At 23.5% G+C, this 20,567-nt stretch carries 24 protein-coding genes and 9 tRNA genes; 17 read left to right on the forward strand and 16 right to left on the reverse strand.

From position 1 onward, the window contains the following. Nucleotides 1–5: 5 nt before the first annotated feature. From ACQH20_RS00780 to ACQH20_RS00790, 3 genes are all read left to right on the forward strand, one after another. Complete coding sequence (locus tag ACQH20_RS00780) at nucleotides 6–770, forward strand: hypothetical protein (RefSeq protein WP_425377159.1); 765 nt, start codon at nucleotides 6–8, stop codon at nucleotides 768–770. Next, nucleotides 721–1,650, forward strand: coding sequence for a hypothetical protein (locus ACQH20_RS00785; RefSeq protein WP_425377160.1), 930 nt, complete (start codon nucleotides 721–723; stop codon nucleotides 1,648–1,650). The genes ACQH20_RS00780 and ACQH20_RS00785 overlap by 50 nt, the downstream gene beginning before the upstream one ends. Nucleotides 1,651–1,873: 223 nt before the next feature. Next, nucleotides 1,874–2,743 carry a hypothetical protein gene (locus ACQH20_RS00790; RefSeq protein ID WP_425377161.1) on the forward strand — a complete coding sequence of 290 codons (870 nt, stop codon included), beginning with the start codon at nucleotides 1,874–1,876 and terminating at the stop codon, nucleotides 2,741–2,743. On the opposite strand, the gene ACQH20_RS00795 is transcribed toward ACQH20_RS00790, so the two are convergent. From ACQH20_RS00795 to ACQH20_RS00805, 3 genes are all read right to left on the reverse strand, one after another. Next, nucleotides 2,740–2,880, reverse strand: a complete 141-nt coding sequence (locus ACQH20_RS00795; protein ID WP_425377162.1) for a hypothetical protein — start codon at nucleotides 2,878–2,880, stop codon at nucleotides 2,740–2,742. The two genes, ACQH20_RS00790 and ACQH20_RS00795, sit on opposite strands and share 4 nt — an antisense overlap. A 252-nt stretch (nucleotides 2,881–3,132) precedes the next feature. Next, on the reverse strand, nucleotides 3,133–3,468 hold the full coding sequence (locus ACQH20_RS00800) for a PABP-interacting PAM2 motif-containing protein (protein ID WP_425377163.1): 336 nt from the start codon (nucleotides 3,466–3,468) through the stop codon (nucleotides 3,133–3,135). 148 nt (nucleotides 3,469–3,616) lie between these two features. Beyond that, complete coding sequence (locus ACQH20_RS00805) at nucleotides 3,617–5,323, reverse strand: hypothetical protein (protein ID WP_425377164.1); 1,707 nt, start codon at nucleotides 5,321–5,323, stop codon at nucleotides 3,617–3,619. Nucleotides 5,324–5,396: 73 nt separating this feature from the next. Here ACQH20_RS00805 and ACQH20_RS00810 point away from each other — a divergent pair, with 73 nt between their 5' ends. The 10 genes from ACQH20_RS00810 to ACQH20_RS00855 all read left to right on the forward strand — a co-directional run bounded on the left by ACQH20_RS00810 (nucleotide 5,397) and on the right by ACQH20_RS00855 (nucleotide 7,765). Continuing rightward, entirely contained in the window at nucleotides 5,397–6,557 is a 1,161-nt protein-coding gene (locus tag ACQH20_RS00810; RefSeq protein WP_425377165.1) for an Mbov_0401 family ICE element transposase-like protein, read from the forward strand. A gap of 314 nt (nucleotides 6,558–6,871) precedes the next feature. Then, a tRNA-Cys gene (locus ACQH20_RS00815) sits at nucleotides 6,872–6,947 on the forward strand. A 107-nt stretch (nucleotides 6,948–7,054) separates the two neighbouring features. Continuing rightward, nucleotides 7,055–7,131, forward strand: a tRNA-Arg gene (locus ACQH20_RS00820). Between the two features lies 1 nt (nucleotide 7,132). Continuing rightward, nucleotides 7,133–7,209 (forward strand) — tRNA-Pro (locus ACQH20_RS00825). Nucleotides 7,210–7,220: 11 nt separating this feature from the next. Then, nucleotides 7,221–7,296: transfer RNA gene (locus ACQH20_RS00830), tRNA-Ala, on the forward strand. 32 nt (nucleotides 7,297–7,328) lie between these two features. After that, a tRNA-Met gene (locus ACQH20_RS00835) sits at nucleotides 7,329–7,405 on the forward strand. 7 nt (nucleotides 7,406–7,412) lie between these two features. Continuing rightward, nucleotides 7,413–7,489: transfer RNA gene (locus ACQH20_RS00840), tRNA-Ile, on the forward strand. A gap of 13 nt (nucleotides 7,490–7,502) precedes the next feature. After that, nucleotides 7,503–7,592: transfer RNA gene (locus ACQH20_RS00845), tRNA-Ser, on the forward strand. A gap of 21 nt (nucleotides 7,593–7,613) precedes the next feature. Then, nucleotides 7,614–7,688 (forward strand) — tRNA-Met (locus ACQH20_RS00850). A 1-nt stretch (nucleotide 7,689) separates the two neighbouring features. Beyond that, nucleotides 7,690–7,765: transfer RNA gene (locus ACQH20_RS00855), tRNA-Asp, on the forward strand. 453 nt (nucleotides 7,766–8,218) lie between these two features. Here ACQH20_RS00855 and ACQH20_RS00860 read toward each other — a convergent pair. From ACQH20_RS00860 to ACQH20_RS00875, 4 genes are all read right to left on the reverse strand, one after another. Next, on the reverse strand, nucleotides 8,219–8,443 hold the full coding sequence (locus ACQH20_RS00860) for an IS3 family transposase (RefSeq protein WP_425377166.1): 225 nt from the start codon (nucleotides 8,441–8,443) through the stop codon (nucleotides 8,219–8,221). Next, nucleotides 8,394–9,440, reverse strand: a complete 1,047-nt coding sequence (locus ACQH20_RS00865; RefSeq protein ID WP_425377167.1) for an IS3 family transposase — start codon at nucleotides 9,438–9,440, stop codon at nucleotides 8,394–8,396. Before ACQH20_RS00865 ends, ACQH20_RS00860 begins: the two co-directional genes overlap by 50 nt. Nucleotides 9,441–9,577: 137 nt before the next feature. Then, entirely contained in the window at nucleotides 9,578–9,991 is a 414-nt protein-coding gene (locus ACQH20_RS00870) for a terminase small subunit (protein WP_425377168.1), read from the reverse strand. Nucleotides 9,992–10,133: 142 nt separating this feature from the next. Continuing rightward, the gene (locus tag ACQH20_RS00875) at nucleotides 10,134–10,298 is read right to left on the reverse strand and encodes a hypothetical protein (RefSeq protein ID WP_425377169.1); all 165 of its coding nucleotides are present in this window, start codon (nucleotides 10,296–10,298) and stop codon (nucleotides 10,134–10,136) included. Nucleotides 10,299–10,519: 221 nt separating this feature from the next. Between ACQH20_RS00875 and ACQH20_RS00880 the strand changes: the two genes are divergently transcribed. Both ACQH20_RS00880 and ACQH20_RS00885 read left to right on the forward strand, forming a co-directional pair. Continuing rightward, complete coding sequence (locus ACQH20_RS00880; RefSeq protein WP_425377170.1) at nucleotides 10,520–11,644, forward strand: Mbov_0401 family ICE element transposase-like protein; 1,125 nt, start codon at nucleotides 10,520–10,522, stop codon at nucleotides 11,642–11,644. A gap of 61 nt (nucleotides 11,645–11,705) precedes the next feature. Beyond that, entirely contained in the window at nucleotides 11,706–12,926 is a 1,221-nt protein-coding gene (locus ACQH20_RS00885; RefSeq protein ID WP_281748226.1) for an IS3 family transposase, read from the forward strand. Nucleotides 12,927–13,042: 116 nt separating this feature from the next. Here ACQH20_RS00885 and ACQH20_RS00890 read toward each other — a convergent pair whose 3' ends face one another. The 3 genes from ACQH20_RS00890 to ACQH20_RS00900 are packed head-to-tail and all read right to left on the reverse strand — an operon-like array spanning nucleotide 13,043 to nucleotide 13,496. Beyond that, on the reverse strand, nucleotides 13,043–13,225 hold the full coding sequence (locus ACQH20_RS00890; protein WP_425377171.1) for a hypothetical protein: 183 nt from the start codon (nucleotides 13,223–13,225) through the stop codon (nucleotides 13,043–13,045). 2 nt (nucleotides 13,226–13,227) lie between these two features. Beyond that, nucleotides 13,228–13,350, reverse strand: coding sequence for a hypothetical protein (locus ACQH20_RS00895; RefSeq protein WP_425376738.1), 123 nt, complete (start codon nucleotides 13,348–13,350; stop codon nucleotides 13,228–13,230). A gap of 23 nt (nucleotides 13,351–13,373) precedes the next feature. After that, nucleotides 13,374–13,496, reverse strand: a complete 123-nt coding sequence (locus ACQH20_RS00900; RefSeq protein ID WP_425377172.1) for a hypothetical protein — start codon at nucleotides 13,494–13,496, stop codon at nucleotides 13,374–13,376. Nucleotides 13,497–13,605: 109 nt separating this feature from the next. Between ACQH20_RS00900 and ACQH20_RS00905 the strand changes: the two genes are divergently transcribed. After that, complete coding sequence (locus ACQH20_RS00905; protein ID WP_425377173.1) at nucleotides 13,606–13,794, forward strand: hypothetical protein; 189 nt, start codon at nucleotides 13,606–13,608, stop codon at nucleotides 13,792–13,794. A gap of 64 nt (nucleotides 13,795–13,858) precedes the next feature. Here the strand turns inward: ACQH20_RS00905 and ACQH20_RS00910 are convergent, their stop codons facing one another. Together ACQH20_RS00910 and holA are read right to left on the reverse strand one after the other, a co-directional pair. Continuing rightward, nucleotides 13,859–15,310, reverse strand: a complete 1,452-nt coding sequence (locus ACQH20_RS00910) for a hypothetical protein (protein WP_425377174.1) — start codon at nucleotides 15,308–15,310, stop codon at nucleotides 13,859–13,861. A gap of 43 nt (nucleotides 15,311–15,353) precedes the next feature. Further along, nucleotides 15,354–16,265, reverse strand: coding sequence for a DNA polymerase III subunit delta (holA, locus tag ACQH20_RS00915; RefSeq protein ID WP_425377175.1), 912 nt, complete (start codon nucleotides 16,263–16,265; stop codon nucleotides 15,354–15,356). Nucleotides 16,266–16,445: 180 nt separating this feature from the next. Between holA and ACQH20_RS00920 the strand changes: the two genes are divergently transcribed. Continuing rightward, nucleotides 16,446–17,666 (forward strand): IS3 family transposase, encoded by a 1,221-nt coding sequence (locus ACQH20_RS00920; RefSeq protein WP_425377176.1) that lies wholly within the window; start codon nucleotides 16,446–16,448, stop codon nucleotides 17,664–17,666. 3 nt (nucleotides 17,667–17,669) lie between these two features. Here the strand turns inward: ACQH20_RS00920 and ACQH20_RS00925 are convergent, their stop codons facing one another. The 4 genes from ACQH20_RS00925 to ACQH20_RS00940 form a co-directional block, all read right to left on the reverse strand. Next, nucleotides 17,670–17,852 (reverse strand): transposase, encoded by a 183-nt coding sequence (locus ACQH20_RS00925; protein ID WP_425377177.1) that lies wholly within the window; start codon nucleotides 17,850–17,852, stop codon nucleotides 17,670–17,672. Nucleotides 17,853–18,193: 341 nt separating this feature from the next. After that, nucleotides 18,194–18,490, reverse strand: a complete 297-nt coding sequence (locus ACQH20_RS00930; RefSeq protein WP_425377553.1) for a transposase family protein — start codon at nucleotides 18,488–18,490, stop codon at nucleotides 18,194–18,196. A gap of 134 nt (nucleotides 18,491–18,624) precedes the next feature. Beyond that, on the reverse strand, nucleotides 18,625–19,047 hold the full coding sequence (locus ACQH20_RS00935; protein WP_425377178.1) for a helix-turn-helix domain-containing protein: 423 nt from the start codon (nucleotides 19,045–19,047) through the stop codon (nucleotides 18,625–18,627). A gap of 254 nt (nucleotides 19,048–19,301) precedes the next feature. After that, nucleotides 19,302–20,540, reverse strand: coding sequence for a rod shape-determining protein (locus ACQH20_RS00940; protein WP_425377179.1), 1,239 nt, complete (start codon nucleotides 20,538–20,540; stop codon nucleotides 19,302–19,304). Nucleotides 20,541–20,567 lie beyond the last annotated feature (27 nt).

A 20,567-nucleotide genomic window follows, 5' to 3' on the forward strand; every position in this document is an offset into this window, starting at 1 on the left:
AAAAAATGAACACCTTCCTTAAAGTATTTTTAACACAAAGGTTACAATTCTGTGTCTACTTTATTCTAGATGTTCATAACCCTAATTTAGCACAAGAACAAACACTAAATATTAACTATATACCAATAGCAATTATGCGAAATAAAGCAAATGAGTTAGCAGATTGTAATAAAGTAATGGATAAAATTAAAGCATTAGATGTTATTTATGAACAAATTGTTTTAGATACTATTTTAAACTCACCAAAATTTATTTTTGACCAAACTTACGGCAATGCTAAATCTACAATGGATGAAGCCGTAAGAACATTAGTTACTAACAATTATATTTGAAAAACTACTGGTGATAATAATGAAAAAAGTGAAAATATTAATATGACAAGTAGTAATTTTAAAGGTAAAAATTTAACTGATATATACGATTGAAATGTTAATGAAATATTTAAACGTTGTGGTATTCATATACCAAGTCAAAAAAAATCTGCACAACAATCAGTACCTGAAAGTACAGCAGTAAATATTTCAACTATTAATTATATTGAACAAAAATTATGACAATTTAATTTTGATATTCTTAAATTTATTCAAATATTAGTACGTTTAGATAAAGATTTATTAAATAGTAAAACATTTAATATTAATGATGAACAAGAAATTAATAACTTAACAGTTAAATTAAAATTATTTAATCCCGAAAATAACCAATTAATAGGAGAAAACAATGGAAAACAACAACAAACCACAAACGAAGTTTCCACAGAAACAAACTAAACTTAATCAAGCAGAAGTAGAAAATGATTATTTAATTGATAATATTCCGTATGATTTTACAAGTCTTATGAGTAGCAAAGGTGACGCTGAACTTGAAAGAGCGTATGATGAATTTAAACAAAGAACATTATATATTTATGAAATTGAACGTTTATTTAAAAATAATGAAAATAATAGTTTAAGATTTTCAGCAAATACTATTAAAATAGGTTTTATTGATATTGATAAAGTATTAAAAACTACTGCTGTTGAAACATCAGACTTTACTATGCAATTAAATCAAAGAGCAAGTACTAATATTAATGATAATACTATTGAATATAGTATGACTGATATTAAAAATTTAATATTTCAAGAAATAAATTTATTAAATCAATTTAAATTATATGCAGTATCTATTAATGAACCATTAACTGAAAATAATATTGATAATTTATATATCATTAATAACTATTCTCAACCTTATCAAAATCCAAAAACTAGAAGTACTAAAAGTATTACTATTATTAAAATTAAAGATTTTAAAACAAGAGATGGTTATCCAATTATTATTAAATTACAAAAACCATTAGATAAAGATACCAAAGTAATTGGTTTAAAAATTAAATCCCCTAGAAGTATGATTTTTGGCAATATAAAGTTACTTGGTGAAGTTGACAATATGGAAGTATACCCAAAGTTATTTGTTAAAGATAAGATAGCATTTCCGCTGTTATCAATGCCTATTGAAACTCAACCAAAAGTTAGAATATTACAACAATGATTTAGTGAACAAATATTACCTTGAAAATTAGCAAAACAATTTATAGGACAAGAAAAAATCAGTTTTAGACTTAATTGCTATTGGTGGTGGAAGTGAAACAAGAAAAGAAATTTTTAATAATGCTCGAGTTACTAATGCTAAATTAGGTTATGATGTTTCTAAAAATTTAAAAGTATGACCATTATCTGATGAATTAGAATTAAAAGATAAAAAATTAGAGTCATGATTTTTAATAGGTAACTATAATTTATTTATTTCTACAACTAATAAATTTCATGATGTTAAAATTGAAGTAAATGATAAACCACCAATTGATAGTTTACAAAAAGTATTATTAGATATGCTAACTTATACATATAGTTATAATAGGAATTTTGACGGTGCAAGTTTAGACCCAACAAAAAAACCAAATGAATTAGATAAATTGAGAGCAAAATTTGAAGGTCAAAAACCTGAAGAAGTAATTAGCAATTTGTTTAAACAATGAAAATTAGATTATCCAAATTATGTAAATTTACCACAAGTACAAATACTTAAAAAAATAATTATTATGTTATCGAACAATATTTATTCTAATATGTCAATCAACAAAGGTTTAAATGATGATGATAAAATTTTATTACCATATTATTTTGAATTAAAATCTAATCCAATTCATAGAAATTCTGATGAAGTTTGAGAGTTTAAGGATGCAAAAGTAATTTTAAAATCAGCATATTTTGATTTTACAGATATGAATAACATTAAACTAAAAAATAATGACATTAGTCAAAATGAATTATTTAAACTTGATGATAATCAATTTAACTGATTATCTATTACAAATGAATTAGAAAGTAATAATATACCCTCATTAATTCCTGCTGACTGAACATTAGGTAATGGTGAATATGGCAAATACTTTACAAAAATAATTATTAATAGTAATAAAATTGAAAATGCTTTAAATTTATATGGTTCAAATAAATCACAATTATTTTCTAAATTACAATTTTATAAAGAAATTTCACAAATTGATAATATTAGTGAATTTGATTTACAAATAGAAAATCCGATTAATAACTTAAATCGAATTGAAATTAGTGGTATATTTGGTGCTGGAAATTATGATTTAGTTTTAATAACTGATAAACAAGAAATAAATTTAAATAGTATTAATTTATTTGATAAATATAACGAAAATATTTCATACATTAATTTAGAAATTTAATTATCAAAATATCCATTAGGATAATTACCATCTCATTTTTTATCATTATTATTAGCTGGTTTAATTGCAAAATATAAATCTATTTTATAATGGTCGCTTCTTTGACTTTCTCAAATAGAAGCCCCCCCAGTGAGCATTATAATCATGGTCTAAAAAATAAGTTAAATCATTAGTTTTATTATGTGCTATTGAACCCACTATTAAACCAACAGTTCCAGTTATAGCACCAAGTTAGGGGACTTTCCTAAAAACTGTGTTTTTTAAATAAATTTTAGTTGTAAAATCACTAAGTTACACAGATTGCTGGAAAGTCCCCCAATTTGCTAATGCCAATGTTATTTTATTTAAATTTGTTTTTATTCATGTTTTCATTTGAAATTCTCCTATTTTTATATTATTAAACTACCATTTTCAATGGTTGCTTGTCGTAAATAATTTTGTTTTTCAGCAACATCTGCTAATAATTTTAAATTTTCTAAATGAATATTAAAACTCCTTGGATAAAAAGCTTTGGCATTGGGATTTAAATTTGATAATGGAATATTATTAGATAATAAACTTACTTTTTTACTTTTTTCTATTGTTTTTCGAAATTCATCTTGATGTTTATTTATTCATTCTATAACTTTTTCATGTCCGAATTCATGTATTTCAAAAATATTATTTTTATTATCAATAATTTCATTTAGTAGTTGTAAATTTGTATAGTTCTTAGTTTTTTTCATAGTTAATTACTCCTTTTTTAAACTTTAACAACTAAATTGTACTATTTTTGATTTTTTTTACAAGTATGGTTTAAATGCAAAATAAACGTCTAAATTAAAGGCATTTATTTTGTGATACCTATACTATTAATCATATTTAAATTGTTTATTATATAGCAAATGTGAAGATACTTTTTTTCACAGTAGCATTATTTTTACCCCTAATTACATTTTTATATGGATATAGTGCATAAAACAAAGCATCATAAGGGTCTTGATACATATTTTTGTCAGGAATATTAGTTTTTGTTTCATCATAACGTAATTCTTCTAAACATTGAGTAGTTTTTGGTAAATCATCTTTATTAGCATAAAAGTTTCCATAACTCATAATATTTCTCATTCAAACCACTCTGTTAGTTAATCCTGCTTCTTGATTTAAATTTGAAGCATGTTTAATAGCAGTTTGTGTTATTAAAATAATATTATGTTCATCTATTAATTTTTGATTTAATCAATCAATAGCAGTTCTTGCTTTATCATCATAAAAATAAATTGCTTGTTCAAAATTCTCAAAATTATCTATTAATCCTAAAATTTCATTAACGTAAGCATTAATTTTTTCATTTTCATTTATAAAGTCATTTGGTGTAACTACTAATTCACAAATAATATAAGAATCATAATAACCAGTATTATTATATTCTTTAAAACCAACTACCATAAATACAGTATGGTCTTTTGGTCCCGTAGCTCAATCAATACCAACACTATAAAAATCAAATTTATACATTTCTTTTTCTTGATTATAAAATTGTTTTAAATCATATGATTGTCAATATTTTACTGTTTTTTGAAATGGGAAAATTGTTGCATCACTATCTAAAAATTCAAAACCATAATAAACAGTATTATATTCATCAGGATTACTTTTTTCCATTTCTAATAAAGTTTTTTGTTGAATTCCTGGTAATTTATCTCAAAATGGTTGAATAGTGAATCTTAAAACAAATAATCCTAAACCACTAAACATGTCTTTATTTTCATAATAAATTTTGCCAACTTTTTTAAGATTTTTCATCACTTTATCATTTAATGGTAAAAATGGCGTACAGTATTTTAAGTAAAATGGATGATATTTATCATAAGGATTACATGTAAAAGTAATAAAGAAACTTTTATAAAAATAGCGAGTAATCTTTTTCCCAAATTTACTACTATACATATTTTTATCAATAAATGTTCAACTTCACTCTTTAATAGGTTCATTTGATACTTTAATACGATTACTTCTAAACATAGAGTTTTGTAATCTTTCATATCGATATGTTAATTGCTTTTCTGTTAAAGTTTCTTTTTCTTCTGCCATAATAATTTCATCTGTTCTTGAAACTAAAAAACTTGAACCACCTGCTTCTTTTCCAAAAATCTTATTACCATTAGCATAACCAATAAAGTCAATTTGTTGATTATTAGGAAAAATAATACAACCACCATCCTTAGTTATTTTTCATTTAATACCGTGTGGATTATTAGGTAATAAATTAATATTATATGTATCTAATAAAACTTGACAAACATTCATTAAAGCACCAATTGTCGTTTCACTATGAGTATTTTCATAGCGCCTTACTTCTTGAACACTACTATCACTAAAATTACAACATATAAATAAATCAAATGCTAAACAATTTCAAGTTTTTCTTGTGCCACGTGCAGTTGGTACAAAACGATAAAAACAATTGGTAGTGAAAAATTCTGCTCATTCATCACCAACAAATTGTTTAAAAATATCTCAACTAAAACCATAATTATTATCACTAAAATTAAGGTCATATTTTTTATTTAATTGTGGATAACTACTAATAAAAGCCATATTTACTCCTTATTTTTTAAAAAAATTAAACTTAAATTATTAACAAACAAAAATTTAGAAAGGAACATTAAAAATGTTAAAATTACCATTCCCTAATCATTTTGATTGAGACAAACATGATTTTAATCAAGATGAATTAAGTTTAAAACAAACAGAAGAACTATTTTCAAAAATAGATGATTATTTATGAAGTATATGTAATAAATCTGAATATAAATCATATAGATTTAGACAACGAAAATTAAAAACAAAAAAAGGTTTATTAACTTATAAACGACGTATTTGTACACATTATAACACAAAAACACAAAAAATGGAGTACGTATCATTATTAGATAACTATCTTGGTGTTAAAAAATATAGTAAACTTGCACCTAACGTTATTAAACAAATTTTAAAATATTTTGCTGATGGTAAAAAGTATCGTGATGTTTGTGATACTTTTATTGAAGATTTAATAAGTAATAGTACAGTTTGTAGAACATATCAAAAATTTGAATTACCAAAAGCAAATATTCCCAAAATACCATTACAACCAAATCAAAATTTATATGTAAATATTGATGATGGTCATCGAAAATTTAAGTTTAATGAAAAACACAATACTAAAAATTGTAAAAAATGTTCGATGAGATTAATAGTAATGTGTACTGGTAAAAAGAAAAATGGAAAATTAATTAATAAAAGAGCTGTATGTAAAATAAGAGTTTCCAAGACAGAAATTGGTGCTGAAAAAACCGCAAAATTAATAGAAAAATATGGTAATTTATTTTTTGAAAACTTTGACCAAGCAAATTTAATAGTTTGTGGAGACAGTGCAAAATGAATTAGAAAAACTGCTATCATTTTAAATGCCAAATTTATTTTAGATAAATTCCATGCTTTTCATGTTTTATTTCTTGGTATAATGGCTGGAAGAAGAAAAAATCAAATTGCTAAATTACACTATCAAAATGCAATAACTTTATTTGAAAAAGGTCAATATTATGAATTAATTGATTTTTTACAATCATTGACTTTACAATATAAAAAATTAAAAGTTGGTTATTTTATTAATGCAAAAGATGGTGTATTAAACCAAGCATTAGTTGAAAATATTGGTTGCTTTACTGAAACTAATATTAAACAAATTTTAAAGCATATGATTGGTGATAGAACTTATAACATTGATATGTATACAAAAATGGTTAATTTTAAATGTTATCAAATAAATACAGCCATCCAGTTATTATAAATTAAAACTTAAATTTAAAAAATAACTAAAAATAAAATAAAACTTATTAAAGTAAACTTTAATAAGAATTTTTGAGTTATAAAAGTAAGTATTATTGTTGACTAATATTTTTCAAGTGTTAAGATTAGCTTACAATTGCATATTGAAGTCAAAATTATTCTCGTCTAACTTTATAATTTTAAGACAAATTTGAATATTATTGACAACATCGGTACGCTCCCTAAATATTTTATGAATAATATTGTAAAACAAGTTGCAAATAGTAACTAGTCTTGGTAATATTGAAAAGTCTTTAAATTTTTTTAATTATATTTGGAGCCGTGGCCAAGTGGTTTAAGGCATAAGTCTGCAAAACTTTGATCGTCGGTTCGAATCCGATCGGCTCCTCCAAAATATTAATAATATTTGCAAATATACTTGTAAATATTACTTTTAATAAGTTATAATTGATTAGGTTTAATGATTTAATGAGTTACTATAAATTTTAGTAATTAAATGCGCCTGTAGATCAATTGGATAGATCGTTTGACTACGGATCAAAAGGTTGTGGGTTCAAGTCCTGCCAGGCGCACCATCGGGATGTGGCTCAGCTTGGTAGAGCGCTCGGTTTGGGACCGAGAGGTCGCAGGTTCAAATCCTGTCTTCCCGACCATTATTAAATAAGGGCCCTTAGCTCATTTGGTAGAGCGCCTGCCTTGCACGCAGGAGGTGGTCGGTTCGATCCCGATAGGGTCCACCATTATATATCGGTTAAACATTTAAACTAAAACTGGCGAGGTAGCTCAGTTGATTAGAGCGTTCGGTTCATACCCGAGAGGCCATGGGTTTGAGTCCCATCCCCGCTACCATAGTCTAGGACCCTTAGCTTAGTTGGTTAAAGCTCCCGGCTCATAACCGGGCGAGCATTGGTTCGAATCCGATAGGGTCCACCATACTTAAATACTCGGAGGCTTACCCAAGTCCGGTTGAAGGGAACAGTCTTGAAAACTGTCAGTGCGCAAGTGCTCGAGGGTTCGAATCCCTCAGCCTCCTCCATTATTATTAAATTTTATACATCGCGGAGTGGGGAAGTGGTATCCCGTCGGGCTCATAATCCGAAGATCATTGGTTCAAATCCAGTCTCCGCAACCACGGTCTTGTGGTAAAGTGGTTAATACGCCTCCCTGTCACGGAGGAGATCGCGGGTTCGATCCCCGTCAAGACCGCCATTTAGAAAATAAAACATAAGCAGTATTAATTTAGAGAGTAAATAAAAGGTCTTACTCTTTTTTTTATTGGTATAATGAATAATTATTTTACTCATTATGGAAGAAAGTTTTTGATTGATTAAGTAAATTAAGAATATTAAAATACACGTATAGTTTAAATAATAAATATAATTTTATTTAAATTTAACTATTATTAAATAATAGTTTTTAATTTTTAAAAAGGAGCAAAAATATGCTAAATAATTTATTAATCTTTAATAACTCATCTTCAAGTATCGTAAGTAGCAATAATGTTGAGACATTGATACCAGCGAATAATGCATTAACATTAGAAAATGGTATTAATGAACCAATTTTAAAAAATATATTATCATTAAATTTTTTATATAATATTGAAATGAGTTCTGAACTTGTCAAGAAAAGTGGACAATAAAAGTAACCTTTTATTAAATTTTATAAAATAGCGTTTGTAAGTGTTAAATTTATAGGTATGAAGTAATTATTTGTTGGTTTGGAATGAGCTAATCGATATTCGATTGGACTCATTCCTTTTAATTTTATTTGAGGTCGATAATTATTATAAAAGTAAATATATTTAGGTAAGTTGTCTTGTATTCATTCAATAGTTCTATTTTTTCTTGGAATTTTGATATAGAAATTCTGTTTTCATTGTTCCAAATCAAGTTTCAGTAGCACCATTATCACAGGAATTACCTCTTCTAGACATTGAAATTTTTATTTTTAATTCATCACATAAAATTTTATAAGAAGGATTTGTATAGTGAAATCCTTGATCTGATTGTAAAATTCATGAAGTAGGTTTTTGAGCATTAACTCAAGCTTGGATAATGTTTTGGACAACAAATGTCATGTCTAAACTTGCACTTATTTTATAATCTAATATTTCATTATTATGAAAATCTTTAACAATTGATAAATAATATGTTTTACCATTAGTTAATAAATAAGTTATATCAGTACCTAATTTTTCATTTAAATTAGTAGTTGAAAAATCACGTTTTAATAAATTATCATATCTTAAACTTCCTGATTTAGTTCTATAATCAAATTTTTTTATGCGAAACTTAGCTTTTAAACTCATATTTTTCATATATCTATATACAATATGAAATTTTAATTTTAAATTATAAATTTTGTTAATTCATAAAGTTATCATTTTATAACCATAAATTTCTTGAAATTCATAAAAAATATTTTTAATTATATTAGCTAAAAATGTATCTCATTTATTAAATTCATTCATTCCATTCTTAATTCACTTATAATATCCTGATTTTGAAACATTTAATAATCAACATAAATAACTAATCTGATATTTTTTCTTCAATGAGAAAATCACAAAATATTTCTTCTTTTTTGTCGATTTTTCTAAATACTTTTTTATATCGTTCATTGCCTCAATATATTCAATTAATTCTTGTTTTGTCATTTCATTAAAATTTAAAGATTTGGGTCGACCTGTTCTTTTGGTTTTTTTAGCACGAATTCCATTGCCATATTCTAAACCTTTTTCACCTAATAATTTATATGCTTTAATTCATTCTTTTATTGATGATCGACCAATACCATACTCTAATGCGGTTTTATCAATTGTTTTAATTTTACTTATTTTTATTATTTTTAACTTTTCTTCTTTTGATAGTCATTTAGCCATAAAAAAATGAACACCTTCCTTAAAGTATTTTTAACACAAAGGTTACAATTCTGTGTCTACTTTATTCTAGATGTTCATATTTAAAGGTTGTTTTAAATACATTCTTTTAGCAATATCTAATAAATAACCAAAATTACTTAACATTTATTCTTACCTTTATTTTCTAAACTAATTGCTATAGGGGTGGTATTATCACTGTTTTTTATATCAATTTTTGTTGATAAATGATATTTATTAACATATGCTCTTTCTAAATATCATGAAGAATTACCAGCATGTGACTTTAAATATCTTTGTAAATTTAAGTGTTCAATTTGAGAATGCGCTCAATTAATTTGTTGTAAAAAAGTATTTCTCTTTTTTTCTTTTCATTTTTTTAAAGTATTTTCAGTTATATCTAAATAAATTAACATTCCTAATTTAGTAGGTATTTCATCAAACTCTTTACAATGAATAAAATAATTTTCTAATGATTCTTTTAATTTTGTAGCATCATTAAAAATTGTTCTTATTTTTATTTTTTCTTCTTGCACATAAAAATCTCTTTTCATATTCTTTAAAAAACGAAAAATTATGATATAATTAATATAATCTTTAAGTTAGAACTGTCTTATAATAACTTATTAACTTTATTAATTACTTCATATATTTTTTTATTTAATTTTTATAATATAATTATAACAAAAAATAGCATTATACTGCTATTTTTTTATTTTTTCTTCTTTTATTTTTATTTTTTTTTATTAAATAATCTATTAAACATCACATAATACCTAGTCCTATTACACCTACACCTATCAATAATCATTTAGGGTCTTGGCCATGATGTTCAATATTTGTTAAGTACTGTCCTATCATTTTTTTATTTTCCTTTTCTATTTATATTTTCTTTTATTGTACATTATTTTATTAAAAAAGAAAAGATAACTAATAAAAGTTATCTTTTAAACGTAAATAGAATTTGCATTTTATTTTATCGTTCTTTAATATTATACTCTAAAACCAAACATTTTTCAACAATATTTTAATAAATTTGCTAAAATTGAGCGTGAAATATATAACTAGAAAGGTGTTAAAAAATGTTTAGTTTTAAAGAATTTCTAAAATTAGAAATCACTAAAATATTAGCAAAATATTTTCAAAAAATCCATCATTTTGATGAATATTTTTTTCTAAATAGAGATAAAAATCAATATAAAGTTGTTTGAACATGTAATAGAACAGTAAATACTCCAATTGGAATGGATACTTTTAGACAAAGAGTTTATTGAGATAAAATTAATAAAAAAACTTATTATCCAATTTATGAAGAATTTGGTATTAAAAAAAGAGCAAGAATTACTAATGATTTATATTTTGATATATTAGATAATTTAATTGAAAATTTAATAAGTAAAAAAGGTTATTTTAATATTCAATCAGAATTTAAATATACTTCTTTTTCTAAAAATCTTATTTCAAGAATTTTTAAAAATGCAAAAATTGAAAAATGAATACCAGAACAAAAATTTAAAGTATTAGATAATGAAAAATTAAATATATGTGCAGATGATGCTTTTGTTACTTGTTGAGATGAAAATGGTTTAAATCAACAATATTGTTGTAGACTTTTAACTTATAATTTAGGAAGAAAAGAAATTTATTCCTATAGAAATAAATTAGACAAGAAAATAACTTCATTTTTATTATTTAAAACTGGTAATGGTTTAAATCAACATGAATTATATCAATTTACAACTCAAAATATTCTTAATCATTATGATATTAATTTAAATATATTAGGTGTTCAGTGAGATTATCATAATTATAATTTAGTTGTTGCTGGTGATGGTGCATTATGAATGAAAGCAATGGCAAGTTGATTAGGATGTTATTATATTTTAGATAAGTTTCATGCTTTAAATTATTTATGAAAATCTTTTGTTGGAGTTCGTGGTAAGAAAAAAGAATCTCATGATTGAACAAAAAATATTGATGGTGCTACTACTTTTGCAAGTGGTGATTGTAATCAATTACTTAGTTTTTTAAAACCTAATGTTAATGAAAAAACTTATAATTATTTTAAAAATAATGCTCATGGTATTGTAAATCAAAATGCTAGTTGAAATATTGGTTGTTCTGCTGAAAGTGATGTATATCATTTTTTAAAATCTTTAACTAATGGAACAAAAATATATCATCATCAAACTGAACATCTAGAATAAAGTAGACACAGAATTGTAACCTTTGTGTTAAAAATACTTTAAGGAAGGTGTTCATTTTTTTATGGCTAAATGACTATCAAAAGAAGAAAAGTTAAAAATAATAAAAATAAGTAAAATTAAAACAATTGATAAAACCGCATTAGAGTATGGTATTGGTCGATCATCAATAAAAGAATGAATTAAAGCATATAAATTATTAGGTGAAAAAGGTTTAGAATATGGCAATGGAATTCGTGCTAAAAAAACCAAAAGAACAGGTCGACCCAAATCTTTAAATTTTAATGAAATGACAAAACAAGAATTAATTGAATATATTGAGGCAATGAACGATATAAAAAAGTATTTAGAAAAATCGACAAAAAAGAAGAAATATTTTGTGATTTTCTCATTGAAGAAAAAATATCAGATTAGTTATTTATGTTGATTATTAAATGTTTCAAAATCAGGATATTATAAGTGAATTAAGAATGGAATGAATGAATTTAATAAATGAGATACATTTTTAGCTAATATAATTAAAAATATTTTTTATGAATTTCAAGAAATTTATGGTTATAAAATGATAACTTTATGAATTAACAAAATTTATAATTTAAAATTAAAATTTCATATTGTATATAGATATATGAAAAATATGAGTTTAAAAGCTAAGGTTCGCATAAAAAAATTTGATTATAGAACTAAATCAGGAAGTTTAAGATATGATAATTTATTAAAACGTGATTTTTCAACTACTAATTTAAATGAAAAATTAGGTACTGATATAACTTATTTATTAACTAATGGTAAAACATATTATTTATCAATTGTTAAAGATTTTCATAATAATGAAATATTAGATTATAAAATAAGTGCAAGTTTAGACATGACATTTGTTGTCCAAAACATTATCCAAGCTTGAGTTAATGCTCAAAAACCTACTTCATGAATTTTACAATCAGATCAAGGATTTCACTATACAAATCCTTCTTATAAAATTTTATGTGATGAATTAAAAATAAAAATTTCAATGTCTAGAAGAGGTAATTCCTGTGATAATGGTGCTACTGAAACTTGATTTGGAACAATGAAAACAGAATTTCTATATCAAATTCCAAGAAAAAATAGAACTATTGAATGAATACAAGACAACTTACCTAAATATATTTACTTTTATAATAATTATCGACCTCAAATAAAATTAAAAGGAATGAGTCCAATCGAATATCGATTAGCTCATTCCAAACCAACAAATAATTACTTCATACCTATAAATTTAACACTTACAAACGCTATTTTATAAAATTTAATAAAAGGTTACTTTTATTGTCCACTTTTCTTGACAAGTTCAGAGTATTAAAACCATTTTTAGGTGTACTACCAATTTCTAATTGTAATTTAAGTATTTTTTTATATAAATTATTCATTTTTATCACTCTTTCTATTTATTGCATTTTTAATTAAATTTCTTACAAAATTATTAATAGTAATTTCTTTTTTTACACAAAGTTTTTTTAATTCATAATGGTCACTTTTAGTAAGTCTAATAATAATTTGTTTAGTTATTAAATCTTCTGGTTTCTTTTTTGGAGCTGCTACCATATTTATTCACTACTTTCTTCATTCATAAATAATTCTTTAATTCTTTCACCATATTTACCATTTTCAATATCTTGAAAAAATCTTTGAAAATCATTTTTTATTTCTTGAAAACTTTTATTTTTCATTATTTTTACACTCCTTTAAAATTTTATAATTGTAATTCATTAATATAATATTCATATAAGTAATCTCAATTATTTGATGTTAAAAACATATCTTCTTCAATCATTTCATTAATACATTTATTACAATAATATGTATTTTCATTCACGGGACTTTCCTAAAAACTGTGTTTTTTAAATAAATTTTAGTTGTAAAATCACTAAGTTACACAGATTGCTGGAAAGTCCCTACAATGTCTACTTTATTCTAGATGTTGAATGTTCACAGTTTTAAAATACGCAACTTACTTTAATCCATTTAAATACGCTATGGATCCATTTATTCAAGCTTGAAGTGAAACAAGTTTTACTTTTACAACAACTTATGGAATATATCTAGGAGTTGCCCTTGGATTGATTGGTATTTACACAATAGTTGCAAGTTCAAAATTACGTTGACAAGCATAAGATATTAAATCTAATAATTAAAAATAATAAAATTAAAAAGGACTAAAAGTCCTTTTTAATTTTATTATTTAAATAAATCACTATTACGTCAAAATTTATGATCTTTTGTATCTTTTTTATTATCATTATCTAAACTATCATCAAAAAGTGATGGATCGATTTCATAGGGTTTACCACTTAAAGCATTATTAATAGCATTTTGATATTCCGAATTGGCTCTCATAATTTTATTACGATCAATTTTTGGATTAAGAATAGCAATAACTAGTATAATAGCAATTGGTAAAATTGCTGATGCTGCTGTAATATATGTTAATATTTGAAAAGCTTTAAAAGTTGCTAATCCTTTTAATAAAGGTAAAGCATTAGGATTAATTTCATCACCTTTATCTAAAAAAGAAGTAAATGTTATTAATAATGAATCATTTGTTGTCATATAAATTAAATTTGAAATTGTATAAATTATTCAAAAAATTAAAATAACTATTAAAAAATATGATGTTCGATATAAATCACGACCTAATTTTGGTGGTTTTAAAATTGAATATAAAAAGCCTCCATTTAAAACTATTGTTGTGACAATAGTGAAAACTATAGTTTTTGATTGTTGTGCAAAATTATAATAAACAGGTAATGTACTATTATTTTTAATTTGAAAAGTACCTGCTATAAAATAAGTTAGTATATAAGTAGCTATTGCTAGCACTGTTGTTAATAAGAAAAAAGCTGATAATATTTTCTTTAAAAGTGGAATATATTTTGGTTTATTCATATACGGGTAAAATTTAGGATTTGTGGCGGGATGTTGCGGTAATACACCTAACTTCGCTAAATTTGCTAAACTATTATTATCAAGATTATTAATATTTAAATTATTACCTAGATTTCCAATGCCACCAATATTAGGATTTGTATCAACATTATTATCAACATTCTGATTATTTGGAGTAACACTTGGCTTAACCTCAGTAGCATCATCACTAAAATTATTTAATGCAGTAATTTGATCATTTAATTCATTAAAAGTATTATTATCAAACTGTCTTATTCGTTCAAGACTTTCTTTTTCCACAGTCTTACAAATATTAGTAATTGTGACTATTAATAAGTTACGCTCTTCAAGAATTTCAATACGATTTTTAGGAGAACTTTTAGTAATACTCAAACTACGATTTACCAAATTAGAAATTAACTGCAAAAATTCTATTGCATACTTTTTATCTTTTAATTCTTTTAGTTCTTTTTCAAGAAAAAATAAATTAGAAATTTGTAATTCTAAAATTTTTAAAAGTTCTTCATTAGCAAAAATAGATTTTCTAACAATTAAATTATTTAAACTGTTATATATAGTACTTGATATTTCATAGTATAATGCAACATTTAAATCTTCTTCTGAGTACACTTTTTCGGTTTTTTTCTTTGTAACTCTTTTTACTTTTGGTTTAACCAATGTAATGTCACTATTTTCTTCTACTAACTTTTTTTCTGTAACATCAGTATTTTTATTACTTTTCATTATATGTATCACCTCTTGAGTTTAAAACATCTATAATTATATACTAAATATTCAAAAAAAATAAATCAATTGCAATATTTTTATTAAACTTTCCTTTTTTGATATTGTAATCTAATTCATATAATTTTAACAAAATATTATTAATATTTAAATTAATATTTAAATATTGTTTTAATATTTTTACTTGAAACTTAGAAATATTTAATATATTGGAAATATCTTCATTACTTTTTTTTTGTTTAACTAAAATTTTGATATCTCTAATTAATTCTAATTGATATACAAGAATATTAATCAATTTAATTTTATCATAATTAATAACATTATAATAGTTATATTGTGTTCAAAAATTGTTATAATCTTTTTTTAATATATATTCAACAGTTTTAAAAATATTTGTTTCAAAATATTTAGGAACCACCTCAATAATAATATCTGAAGTTATTTTTTTTCCAATTAATCTTAATTTTGATAACTCATTTAAAATAATACTGACATCATTTGGTAAGTATTCTAAAAGAAAATTAGTTGCTTCTTGAGTAATGTTAATTTTAAAACTATTGCAAACTTTATTAATTAATAATAATAATTGTGATTTTGTATAATTTTTAATTTTGATAATATTAAATTGTTGAAATTCTCTACTAATTTTAAAATCAACATTTAAACTTTTAATAATTATCATTGTTTTTTTATTATGATTAAGCAAAGCATTAACAAATTTTTTTTCTTTAATATATTTTTGTCATAAATTACTGCTATCATTAATTACGATTACTTTATTTTCTTCAAATATACTCATAATTTGAATTTCATTAATAATATTAACAATTGTATCCTCTTGTAATTCATATAGATTATAATCATAATTTTCTTTTTTATGATTTTTTTTAATTAATTGTTCAATATTTTTTCTTACTAAATACTCATCTTGACCATGAACAATATAAACCATGTTTCCAACCTCACAAAATTATTAATATATTTTACGTTAATGTTATAATATCATAATGTTTCATATATAATCACACTTTTATTTTTTCCTCAATAATAAACTTTGAACATCTAGAATAAAGTAGACACAGAATTGTAACCTTTGTGTTAAAAATACTTTAAGGAAGGTGTTCATTTTTTTATGGCTAAATGACTATCAAAAGAAGAAAAGTTAAAAATAATAAAAATAAGTAAAATTAAAACAATTGATAAAACCGCATTAGAGTATGGTATTGGTCGATCATCAATAAAAGAATGAATTAAAGCATATAAATTATTAGGTGAAAAAGGTTTAGAATATGGCAATGGAATTCGTGCTAAAAAAACCAAAAGAACAGGTCGACCCAAATCTTTAAATTTTAATGAAATGACAAAACAAGAATTAATTGAATATATTGAGGCAATGAACGATATAAAAAAGTATTTAGAAAAATCGACAAAAAAGAAGAAATATTTTGTGATTTTCTCATTGAAGAAAAAATATCAGATTAGTTATTTATGTTGATTATTAAATGTTTCAAAATCAGTATATTATAAGTGAATTAAGAATGGAATGAATGAATTTAATAAATGAGATACATTTTTAGCTAATATAATTAAAAATATTTTTTATGAATTTCAAGAAATTTATGGTTATAAAATGATAACTTTATGAATTAACAAAATTTATAATTTAAAATTAAAATTTCATATTGTATATAGATATATGAAAAATATGAGTTTAAAAGCTAAGGTTCGCATAAAAAAATTTGATTATAGAACTAAATCAGGAAGTTTAAGATATGATAATTTATTAAAACGTGATTTTTCAACTACTAATTTAAATGAAAAATTAGGTACTGATATAACTTATTTATTAACTAATGGTAAAACATATTATTTATCAATTGTTAAAGATTTTCATAATAATGAAATATTAGATTATAAAATAAGTGCAAGTTTAGACATGACATTTGTTGTCCAAAACATTATCCAAGCTTGAGTTAATGCTCAAAAACCTACTTCATGAATTTTACAATCAGATCAAGGATTTCACTATACAAATCCTTCTTATAAAATTTTATGTGATGAATTAAAAATAAAAATTTCAATGTCTAGAAGAGGTAATTCCTGTGATAATGGTGCTACTGAAACTTGATTTGGAACAATGAAAACAGAATTTCTATATCAAATTCCAAGAAAAAATAGAACTATTGAATGAATACAAGACAACTTACCTAAATATATTTACTTTTATAATAATTATCGACCTCAAATAAAATTAAAAGGAATTAGTCCAATCGAATATCGATTAGCTCATTCCAAACCAACAAATAATTACTTCATACCTATAAATTTAACACTTACAAACGCTATTTTATAAAATTTAATAAAAGGTTACTTTTATTGTCCACTTTTCTTGACAAGTTCAAAATTGCTTAATTCAATTATAAGTAGCTGCTCTTGTAACATTGTACTCTTTAGCAAGACAAGACACTGACTTACCACTTTGATATAAAGCTACTATTTGTTTTTTAAATTCATCTGAATATGAGTTAATATTGGCCATAATTATAGTTCCTTTCTTTTAACTAATTTGTTCACTTGTCTACGTAATTAGTGTCCAATAAAGTGAAACCCATCCACAAATTAAAAGTTTAATTAATTCATTTTTAATAAATCAAAAGCTTTTTTTTAAAAAAACAAAAGACTTATTCCCTAATTAAAATTAATCGATTGTCAATAAAATTTTTTAAATTATTTAGTGTTATTAATTATAAAAATTAATATTTTTTTGAAAAAATATTTTAAATATAAATTTATATTTAAAATACAAAAATTATTAATAGTATTTTACTATTAATTTAATAATAATTTAAATTCTAAAAATAAGTTTTTACTTATTTTTTTTTATTTTAAAGGCTTTATTTTATTAAAAATTTCACAAAGTAAATTAAATCTTAAGTACATAAGTCTAAGTATACTTTTTCTGCATTTATTTACTAAAATTTTGAATCTTTTTAATCAAGCAAAAACATGTTCAATTTTAATTCTTATTTTATGAATAGATTTATTAAATTGTTTTTCTTGTTTTTTTAATTTCTTATTTTTAGTTTTTTTAATTGGTAATCAAGTGTTTTTGTTAATTTTTTGTAATCCTTGATAACCTGAATCAACAAAAATCATTGTTTTATCTTCAAATTTTAATTTTTAATTTTTTAATATTTGAAAGTCATGAACTTTGCCTTTATCACAAAAAACATCAACAATAGTTTTATTAAAAACATCATATATAAGTTGAAATTTAATAGAATACATTCAACTTTTACCAGAAAAATATTCTAATTGTAGTTTTTTTTAGTTGGTCTTTCAATTTCTATTTCTGTTGCATCAATCAAGTAAAATTTTCATTGATTTAACTTTTCTTTATTTTTCTCTATTTTTGGCTTATATTTATCTTTTAAAGATTGATAATCTACATGTTGACTAAGTGTATCTTCTATTCAATTAATGTTACGAAAACAACTTGATGGACTTATTTGATATTTAATGCTCATTTGAAAAAAGGTAGGATATTCTTTTCAATATTCGAGCGTCATCATTAATCCTTCTGCTACTGAAAGTTTATTTTTTCTACCACGAATTTTTTTGTGATTTTCAATTTTTAACAATATTTCTAACATTTGATTAAAATGAAAACGTTTTACACCAAAATATCTATAAAATTCATTATTTTTTAATTTTTTTATATTTTCAAAAGTCATATTCACTACTACCTTTTTTAATTAATAATATCATTTTAATTTTAATTTAAAAATATAGTTGACAATTAAAATTTTTAATTATGGAATAAGTCGTAATAATTTTATATGATTTTTATGATATTTTTTTGAAATAGTTAATGATGTATTTTAAGCGTGATTATTAATTTTTTATTTTATATAGTAATTTATTATTTATATAGGTAAAAAATGCACTTCTATAAATTTTAAAAGTGCATTTTATTTAAACTTATTTTTTATCCTAAATCTTCGTCTTTTCTTAGAATTTCGCGGTTAGGATTTTGTTCAACTATTAATTGTTTGTAAATTGTATCACGATATTTTACACAACCATCAATAACATTATCTAAAGGATTTTGAGCAACACGTACTTCAAAGATATCTCCCTCATATTTTTGACGAATTGGTTTTGTACCTTTTTCAGCTTTAACTTCGATGAAATATTCCTTAGCCAATTCTTCTTTAATAAATTCATCAATTTTTTTAATGTAAGCTCCACCACCACAAATTGTGATTCCCTTACCTTTTTTCTTTAAGTCACTAACACTACCAGCAGCTTTTTCCCCAGAAGTTCTTAGTACTCTACGAATTGATGGAATAACATGTTCTCTAAATTGAACTTGCATTACATTTTCACGAATTTCTTCTGGTGTAATTTCAATAGTTTTAGAAATTGACATTGTTTCTCCTGGTTGAGAGTCTAATCTAGGTAATGAAACACCTGAAATAGTGTATGGTTTTTCATCTTGATATTTAAGAAGTGAACCGATGTTCTTTTTAACATCTTCTGCTTCTTTAGTACCAATTTTTAAAGCATGCTTTTTAGCTATGTATTCTTGAATTTTTTGTGTTAAATAGTCTCCAGCACAATGTGTTGTATATGAATATAGGATTGAATCGTTGCTAAGTACGGCAATATCAGTACTTCCTCCACCAATATCAACACACATAATTGCAGTTCCAAAAATATCTTGGCCTGAACCTAATGCTGCCATTTTAACTTCTTCTTGAACAAATCCACGAAGTGCTCCTAAACGATGAACTATATTTTCTAGTGCTTCTCTTTGTACTGAATTAATTTCACTTGGTGTTGCCATTAAAACAATTAAATTACGGTTTTTATCAGCTTGTTTTGAATCTTGAATTTCAAGTCTAAAATCTTGAAAAATTTTAGCAAGGATACGTTGTAAAGCATCTGGATCAGCAATATTACCATCACGAACTGGACGCTTAATAACAACATTTTCATTTGTTTTATCAATTAAAGCTTTAGCTTCTTCACCATAAAGAATAACATTTTTTTCATAGTCTTCAGCAAGATAAGTTGGAGCATCATATGTAAGTCCAATGTTAACATACCTTGCTTTAAAGTTTTCTGTTCCGATATCTAAAGCTAATCATTGGTAGTCATTAATAGACTTAATATTACTTTTTTTATTTAAGTTTTCTTTGGGTTTTTTATCAAATAATCCCATTTTTTTCCTCCTTCTACACACCTGGAA

The organism is Spiroplasma endosymbiont of Aleiodes alternator (assembly GCF_964031135.1).
In the GTDB taxonomy this organism is placed as follows: Bacteria; Bacillota_I; Bacilli_A; order Mycoplasmatales; family VBWQ01; genus Spiroplasma_E.